The organism is Methylobacterium ajmalii (assembly GCF_016613415.1).
In the GTDB taxonomy this organism is placed as follows: domain Bacteria; phylum Pseudomonadota; class Alphaproteobacteria; order Rhizobiales; family Beijerinckiaceae; genus Methylobacterium; species Methylobacterium ajmalii.
This window is the reverse complement of the sequence record NZ_JACWCT010000079.1, coordinates 13280-20824: the sequence shown is the minus strand read 5'-3', so window position 1 is coordinate 20824 and position 7545 is coordinate 13280. Positions and strand designations below refer to the sequence as shown.

Annotated in this window: 9 protein-coding genes; 6 read left to right on the top strand and 3 right to left on the bottom strand. The window is 70.4% G+C overall.

The window, feature by feature from the left end; all coding sequences use genetic code 11:
- Positions 1 to 166: 166 nt before the first annotated feature.
- The 3 genes from HPY23_RS15010 to HPY23_RS15000 form a co-directional block, all read right to left on the bottom strand.
- Positions 167 to 1735, bottom strand: a complete 1569-nt coding sequence (locus HPY23_RS15010; RefSeq protein WP_060848182.1) for a GMC family oxidoreductase — start codon at positions 1733 to 1735, stop codon at positions 167 to 169.
- A gap of 202 nt (positions 1736 to 1937) precedes the next feature.
- Positions 1938 to 2486: a twin-arginine translocation signal domain-containing protein gene (locus HPY23_RS15005; RefSeq protein WP_060848183.1), complete on the bottom strand. Its 549-nt coding sequence runs from the start codon at positions 2484 to 2486 to the stop codon at positions 1938 to 1940.
- Between the two features lie 94 nt (positions 2487 to 2580).
- On the bottom strand, positions 2581 to 2976 hold the full coding sequence (locus HPY23_RS15000) for a VOC family protein (protein WP_060848184.1): 396 nt from the start codon (positions 2974 to 2976) through the stop codon (positions 2581 to 2583).
- Positions 2977 to 3286: 310 nt separating this feature from the next.
- Here HPY23_RS15000 and HPY23_RS14995 point away from each other — a divergent pair, with 310 nt between their 5' ends.
- From HPY23_RS14995 to HPY23_RS14970, 6 genes are all read left to right on the top strand, one after another.
- Positions 3287 to 3550 carry a hypothetical protein gene (locus HPY23_RS14995; protein ID WP_060848185.1) on the top strand — a complete coding sequence of 88 codons (264 nt, stop codon included), beginning with the start codon at positions 3287 to 3289 and terminating at the stop codon, positions 3548 to 3550.
- Between the two features lie 299 nt (positions 3551 to 3849).
- The gene (locus HPY23_RS14990; protein WP_091888431.1) at positions 3850 to 4155 is read left to right on the top strand and encodes a hypothetical protein; all 306 of its coding nucleotides are present in this window, start codon (positions 3850 to 3852) and stop codon (positions 4153 to 4155) included.
- Positions 4156 to 4196: 41 nt separating this feature from the next.
- The gene (locus HPY23_RS14985; protein ID WP_091888429.1) at positions 4197 to 4616 is read left to right on the top strand and encodes a thiol-disulfide oxidoreductase DCC family protein; all 420 of its coding nucleotides are present in this window, start codon (positions 4197 to 4199) and stop codon (positions 4614 to 4616) included.
- A gap of 191 nt (positions 4617 to 4807) precedes the next feature.
- Complete coding sequence (locus HPY23_RS14980; protein ID WP_091888427.1) at positions 4808 to 5542, top strand: YidB family protein; 735 nt, start codon at positions 4808 to 4810, stop codon at positions 5540 to 5542.
- Positions 5543 to 5630: 88 nt separating this feature from the next.
- A complete protein-coding gene (locus HPY23_RS14975; RefSeq protein ID WP_091888425.1) occupies positions 5631 to 6338 on the top strand; it encodes a glutathione S-transferase in 708 nt (235 codons plus the stop codon).
- Positions 6339 to 6683: 345 nt separating this feature from the next.
- Positions 6684 to 7367 carry a response regulator transcription factor gene (locus HPY23_RS14970; protein WP_091888423.1) on the top strand — a complete coding sequence of 228 codons (684 nt, stop codon included), beginning with the start codon at positions 6684 to 6686 and terminating at the stop codon, positions 7365 to 7367.
- Positions 7368 to 7545: the final 178 nt, after the last annotated feature.

The window sequence follows — 7545 nt, the reverse complement described above, 5'->3', positions numbered from 1 at the left end:
GCCGCCGGCTGGCCGCCGGGGCTGTTGGGGTAGGCCGCGGCCCCGCCGGGCTGGGTCGCCGGCGCGACCGGGGTCGGCGAACCCTGCGCCAGGGCGGCGCCGGCGAGGGTCCCGCCGGCGAGCAGCCCGAGCAGGGGCGGGGCGAAGCGGAGGGCGAGCGGGCGCATCAGATCTCCCGCCGCTGCATCGCGCCGGCGATGTGGTCGGCCTGGCGGAGCGCCAGCGCCACGATGGTCAAGGTCGGGTTGCAGGCCGCGCCGCTGGTGAACTGGCTGCCGTCGGAGACGAACAGGTTCTTCACGTCGTGGGTCTGGCCGAACTTGTTGACCACGCCGTCCCGGGCCTTCGCGCTCATCCGGTTGGTGCCCATGTTGTGGGTGCTCGGATAGGGCGTGACCGGATAGGTCACCGTGGCGCCGACCGCCTCGTAGATCGCCGCGCCCTGCTTGTAGGCGTGGTTTCGCATCGCGACGTCGTTGGGGTGGTCGTCGAAGTGGACGCTCGCCACCGGCATGCCGTGCTTGTCCTTGACCGCGGGATCGAGGGTGATGCGGTTCGTCTCCTGCGGCAGGTCCTCGCCGACGAGCCACATCCCGGCCATGCGCGGGTACTGCTCCATCGCGCTCGTGAAGGAGCGGCCCCAGGCGCCGGGATTGAGGAAGGCCGCCATGAACGGCACGCCTAGCGAGACCGTCTCCATCTCGTAGCCGCCCGCAAAGCCGCGCTTGGGGTCGTGCCGGGCCTCGTCCCGGATGATGCCGGCCATCGTGGTGCCGCGGTACATGTGCACCGACTTCTCGAACACGCCGTAGACGCTGCCGGTCATGTGGCGCAGGTAGTTGCGGCCGACCTGGCCCGAGGAGTTGGCGAGACCGTCCGGGAACTGCGCGGACGCGCTGTTGAGGAGCAGCCGCGGACTCTCGATCGAGTTGCCGGCCACCGCGACGATGCGGGCCTTCTGGCGCTGCAGCTTGCCGTCGCCGTCGGCATAGACCACGCCCGTCACCTTGCCGGACGCGTCGTGCTCGATGCGGATCGCCATGCAGTTCGGACGGACCTCGAGGTTGCCGGTCTCCTCGCCGCGCGGGATCTCGGCGATCAGGGTCGACCACTTCGCGCCGGACTTGCAGCCCTGGAAGCAGAAGCCGATCTGCTGGCACGAGCCGCGATCGTGCCGCTCCTGGCTGTTGATCGCCATCCGGCCGGTATGGACCTCGGTGTAGCCGAGGCGGCGGGCCCCGGCCTCCATCACCTTGAAGTTGTTGTTGCCCGGCAGGCCCGGGATGCCGTTGGTGCGGGTCACGCCCATCCGGTCCTCGGCCTTCGTGTACCAGGGGTCGAGCTCGGCCCGGGTGATCGGCCAGTCGAGGAGGTTGGCGCCGGGGATCGCGCCGTAATGGTCGCGGATGCGGAATTCGTGCTCCTCGAAGCGCAAGGAGGCGCCGGCCCAGTGCACGGTGGAGCCGCCCACCGCCTTGACGATCCAGGCCGGCAGGTTGGGGAAGTCCCGCGCCACCCGCCACGAGCCCGAGGTGGTGCGCATGTCGGTCCAGGCGAGCTGGGCGAAGCTCGCCCACTCGTCGTTGACGAAATCCTCCATGTTGTGGCGGGCGCCGGCCTCGAGGATGACGGTGCGGATGCCCTTGAGCGCCAGCTCGGTGCCGAGCGTGCCGCCGCCGGCGCCCGAGCCGACGATGACGACGAGGCCGTCGTCGTTCAGGTCGAATGTGGCCATGGTTTCCTCCGGCCCGCGCGGCCCGGTCGCGGCCGATCCGGCGCGGTGTTCATTGATTGTTCTTTAGTTGACGCTCGATAGATCGGTGGGCGTTGCCGGGCTAGAGCGCTTCACGATTGCGTTGCAATCGCGATGCACTCTAGGTTTTTGATTTTGCCGCATTTTCTTCGACGCCCCGGCATCCACTTCGTCGGAAAATGCTCTAGACCTTCGGCAGCCAGTCGATGTCGTTGAATCCGCGATTGATGTAGCCGCCCTTGTCGGCGGACGCGCCCTCGTAGCCGAATTTCGGCCACAGCTCGGGCTGGTTGTAGAGCGAGACGACGAGGTCGGAACGGATCTTCTTGAAGAAGTCGGTGTGGCTGATGCCCTCGAGGATGACGACGCGGTCGGCCTCCCAGCCGATCTGGGCGTAATCGACCTTGTGGCGGGCCTGCGAATCCTCGTTGAGGCGGCGCACGCCGGAGGTCAGCAGCGTCTTCACGCCCGCGTCTGCGGCGGCCTTGCCGTCCCAGGGCTTGATCGCCGTGATGTAGTAGACGTCGCCGAGGAAGTCGTGCGGGTAGATGTCCCGTGCCATCTTCACCAGGGTCTTCAGCTCGGCCGGGGCCAGGGCGGCGCCGTTCTCGGCCCAGGCCTCCGAGACCTGGAGCCCGGCGCCGGTGGCGAGCGCCGCGGCCGGGGCGGCGACAGCGGCGGTCTGCAGGAAGCCGCGGCGGCTGAACCGCGCGCGCGGATCGACTTCTCTCATGGGCGTCTCCTCGGGATCGTTTCTGTGCGGTCTGTCGTCTGCATCGGGCCGGGGCGCGTCTGCGCGCGCTTCCCGGCCCGGCTCGATCGGGGCCTCAGGCGAAGCGACCGCCCTTCTGGATCACCTCGATCTTGTAGCCGTCGGGATCGGTGGCGAAGAAGAACCGGGCGAGCGTCTTGCCCTGGTGCTGGAAGTCCTTGACCGGGGTCGCGGGCAGGCCGGCCTCGGTGAAGCGGGCATGCTCGGCGTCGACGTCGTCCACCACCACCGCGAGGTGGCCGTAGCCGTCGCCGAGGGCGTAGGGCTCGGTGCGGTCGAAGTTGACGGTGAGCTCCAGCTCGAACGGCGACGAGGGATGGCGCAGGTAGACGAGCGCGAAACCGTCGAAGCCGATGCGCTCGGCGAGCTCCAGGCCGAACGCGCGGGCGTAGTAGGCGCGGGAACGCTCCTCGTCGAGGACGCGGATCATCGAGTGGACGGGCTTGGCCATCGGCAGCGGGAACCTCGTGCGGTGGGGGGCGCCGCGAACGGTCGCCCGGGTGTCGGTGCTTAGACTAGCTCCAGGGAAGGATCCCGGGTGGTAGCGGGATGTGACGCCGGGTGCGCTGCGCTCTCCGGCCGCGCGGTGCTCCCGCAACGGAATCCCGGGCCGCCCGCACGTCGTGACCGCGATGCTTGTTCCGCTCCGCCGCGTGCGCGAGTGCACATCTCGCCGCTTCGCGACGTCCTATATTCCAATCACCGCAAGAGAGCGGGCCACGAAACCCGGCCCGCAGCGCAGACAGGAGACTGAATACCAGATGAAGACCCGTATCGCCGCTGTCGTCACCGCGCTTGTCCTTGGCGTCGCTCCGATCTCGTCCGCCATGGCATTCAGCGCGAATTCCCCCTTCAACCCGTTCGCCCCGCGCGACGTCGAGACCACCGGCTCCATCGGCCCGGCCAATACCAGCGTGCCGTTCTACGGCGCCTGCCCGATGAGCTCGGCCTCGGAGGGCAACGCCAACCAGCAGAACTTCCCGGTCAAGCAGTACGGCCAGACCTCCGGCGGCCAGCGCTGCTGAGCGCGACCGGCCTGGAAAGACGTCGACACGAATCCGGAAGATCGAGGGAATTTGAAAATGAGTGAGATGAAGCTCCTGCGCGCCGTGTCCTACGGCATGATCGGCGTCCTGGCCGGCGGCCTCGCGATGACTGCCTTCGGCACCGCCAGCGCCCTGATGAACATGTGACCGAGGACCGCCCCGCAGGGGCGGTCCTTCGTTCGTGGAGCGGCCGGTGAGCGGCCGGCCCCGGAACCGCTGCGGGCCCGAGGCGCTTCCCATCCCGACTACCCCGATCTTGGCGCCCGCCGGAGACCGTCATGCCCCCGCTCGCTCGCCTTGCCTCCGTCCTCATCCTGGTCGCCGGCACCGTGCCCGCCCTGGCGATCTCCGACCGGCGCGACCAGCCGACCCAGGCCGATCTCCCGAAAGCCGATCGGCCCGACGACGCCCGCGGCGGAGGCCCGGGCATCGCACCGCCCCGGGCGCTCAAGCCCGACACGCAGGTGACGCCCACGCGGGCGGCGCCCGGCGGCACGCCGGCGCGGACCGACCCCCTCGACAAGCTCGACCCCAAGGACCGCCGCGCCACCGGCGGCGGTGACGGGGCGGGCGATCGAAGGTAAGGCAGGCGTCCCACGACGCCGCCTCGGTGGACGCTCCCCGCATGACGACGCCCCGCCCGACGGCTTCTCCCGGCCCCGTCATCCTGTTCGATGCCGCGTGCGTGCTGTGCTCGGCCAATGCCCGCTTCGTGCTGGAGCGGGACCGGGCGGCGAGGTTCCGCCTCGCCGCGATGCAGGGCGAGGTCGGCCGGGCGCTCTCTCGCCGTCACGGCGTGGATCCGGACGACCCGGCCACCCTGCTCGTCGTCGAGGGGGCCCGGGTGCGCCGGGACAGCGACGCTATCCTCCACATCTACGAGACGCTCGGGTATCCCTGGCGGCTCGCCGGGATCCTCCGCCTCGTCCCGGCCCGACTGCGCGATCCCGTCTACCGGCTCGTCGCGCGCAACCGCTATCGCCTGTTCGGCAAGCGCGACGAGTGCTGGGCGGCCCCGGCTCGCTACCGGGACCGCATCCTGTAGGGCCGTCCCCGATCGGGGCAGAGGCCGTCGCCAGGCGGTCCGATCCTCGGCGAGGATGAGATCGGCGGACGTTTCGCCCTCGCCGTCGCGATCCGCGCATCCTCTCGCCGGGCCGGTCGACGCCCCCGAGGCAACCGGGGCGGCCGAGCACGGTTAACCAGGATGCAAATGCGCGGGGGGGAGACGCACCCATGGGTCTGCTCGATCAGGTCATCGGCTCGGTGCTCGGCAACGTCCTCGGGGGCGGGAGCCGGCACGAGGAGAGAGGCAGCGGCGGCGCGGGGGCGATGTCGCCCCTCGTCAAGGCTTTGCTGATGCTACTCGCCGCCAAGGCGATGAACGGCGGCTTCGGCGATATCTTCGGCGGCGGGCGCCGGCCGGCACCGCAGGGCGGGCCGGAGGACGGCTACGTCCCCGACCCGCACGGCTACGGCGCACCCGAGCCGCGGGACGAGGGACGGGGCCGGCGCGGCGAGGATCCGAACAATCCCTATTCCGACCTTGCCGGGATGCTCGACGGCCCGGGCGGCGGCACCGCGTCCCCCTCCCCCTCTCCGGCGGGCGGCGTGCAGAATCCGTTCGACCCCAATTCCCTCGACCAGGGTACCGGCCCCTATTCCCGCCTCGACCGGGAGCAGCCCGACGACGCGGCCGGCGGCGGCCTCGACCAGCTGATCGACCGCTTCCGCCGCGGCGGCCTCGGCGACGTGATCGAATCCTGGATCGGCTCCGGCCACAACCGCTCGATCGAGCCGCGCCAGCTCGCCCAGGCGCTCGGGCCCGACACGGTCGACACCCTGAGCCGGCAGACCGGCCTCGGCCGCGACGACCTGCTATCGCAGCTCGCCCAGGTGCTGCCGGGGGTGATCGACGGCCTGACCCCGCAGGGCCGGCGCCCGAACCACGACGAGATGCGCGGCTGGTGAGACCGGGGGCGCCCGGCACGTCCGGGCGCCCGCTCGCGCGACCGATGACACGAGTTGCGCCGGCTGTAGAGCGCACGAGGACGGACCGATGGCCTACGAGCTGCATTACTGGCCGTGCATCCAGGGCCGCGGCGAGTTCGTCCGCCTGGCGCTCGAGGCGGCGGGGGCGGATTACATCGACGTCACCCGCGAGGACGGCATCGACGACATGCTGGAGCGCCTCGGCGCGCCGCCCCGCCCGGCCTTCGCGCCGCCCTTCCTGCGCGACGGCGACCTCGTGATCGGCCAGGCATCCGCGATCCTGCTCCATCTCGGTCCGCGCCTCGGCCTCGTCGGCGAGAGCGAGACCGACCGGATCTGGACCCATCAGATCCAGCTCACCATCGCGGACGCGGTGGCGGAGGTGCACGAGACCCACCATCCGATCGCCACCTCGCTCTTCTACGAGGACCAGAAGCCCGAGGCGGTCCGGCGGGCGGCGGCTTTCCGCGACGAGCGGATCCCGAAATTCCTCGGCTGGCTCGAGCGGGTGCTGGGCGCCAATCCCGCCGGACCGCGCCACCTCGTCGGCGACCGGTTGAGCTACGCCGACCTCTCGCTGTTCCAGCTCGTCGAGGGCCTGGCCTACGCCTTCCCGCAAGCGACCGAGCGGGCCCTCGCCGCGACCCCGATGGTGGTCGCCCTGCACCGGCGCGTCGTCTCGCTGCCGCGCGTCGCCGCCTACCTGGCGAGCGACCGGCGCCTCCCGTTCAGCGAGGACGGCATCTTCCGGCGCTACCCCGAACTCGACGGCTGAGCGCTCCGTGCCTGTCGCCCGGCCGCCACAGGCGCCGCGCCGCTCCGACCGGCCCACAACCCATTGATTTCGATGAGTTTCTTCAACACGGCGTTGCCCGGGCGCCACAGGCTGTGTCCGTAAGTGAACAGCCTGTGGGCGAGCTTAACAGAAAATTAACCATTTCGGCGCGACACTCGCCTTAACAAATCATTCACGAATACGCGCCGCGAGGCGCAGGCCGGATCCCCTCTCGGCAAGACCGCGACGGTTTCGGCTCTTCTTCCGACAATCAGACGGCAAGCAATCTCGCGCCTTAGCTGGACGCGGAGCAAGACGTCTCGTCAAAACATCTTGGGGGCTGGCGTGTACATCGTGGTCGACGAGCGGGAAAGCGTGGCCGCACAGTACGTTCAGGGCTTCGGCGCGGAGGGCGTGTCGGCCCGGGGGCTGGACGTGAGCGACATCCGGACGTGGATCGACGCCACGCCGCCCCAGGACCTCGACGCGGTCCAGGGCTTCGTCATTGGCGACTGCGCCGACCGCACGGCGTTCACCGCGGCCTTGCGCGGCCTGTCCCGGGCGCCGATCATCGCCCTCAACGAGACCCGCTCGCTCGAGCAGACCCTGGCGCTGTTCACCGCCGGCATCGACGACGTGGTGCGCAAGCCCGTCCATGTCCGCGAGATCATCGCCCGGGCCGGCGCGATCCGCCGCCGCACCAACCGCAGCGACGCCAAGCCGGCGAGCACCCCGGACAAGAGCGGCCGCCTGACCGTCCACGCCGACGGGCGCGATCCGGAGATCGACGGCCAGAGCCTGCTCCTGCCGCGCCGCGAGCGCGACATCCTCGACTACCTCGCCCGCAACCGCGGCCGGCCGGTGACCAAGGGCCAGATCTTCAAGGCGGTCTACGGCGACCTCGACACGGCGGTCGACGAGAGCGTGGTCGAGGGTCACATCAGCAAGCTGCGCAAGAAGCTGCGGATGCGTCTGGGCTACGACCCGATCGAGGCCAAGCGCATGACCGGCTACACCTTCGTCGGCTGACCCCGCCGGGCCCGCCAGGACTGCCAAGCCCGAATCATGAAAGAGCCGCCCGCGATCCCGATGGTCGCGGGCGGCTCTTCTCGTTCAAAAATGGTGGCGGTCCCCGGGGGGACCGCCCTCCCCCGCTTAGCGGAAGAGCGAGAGGACGTTCTGGCTCGCCGAGTTGGCGATCGAGAGC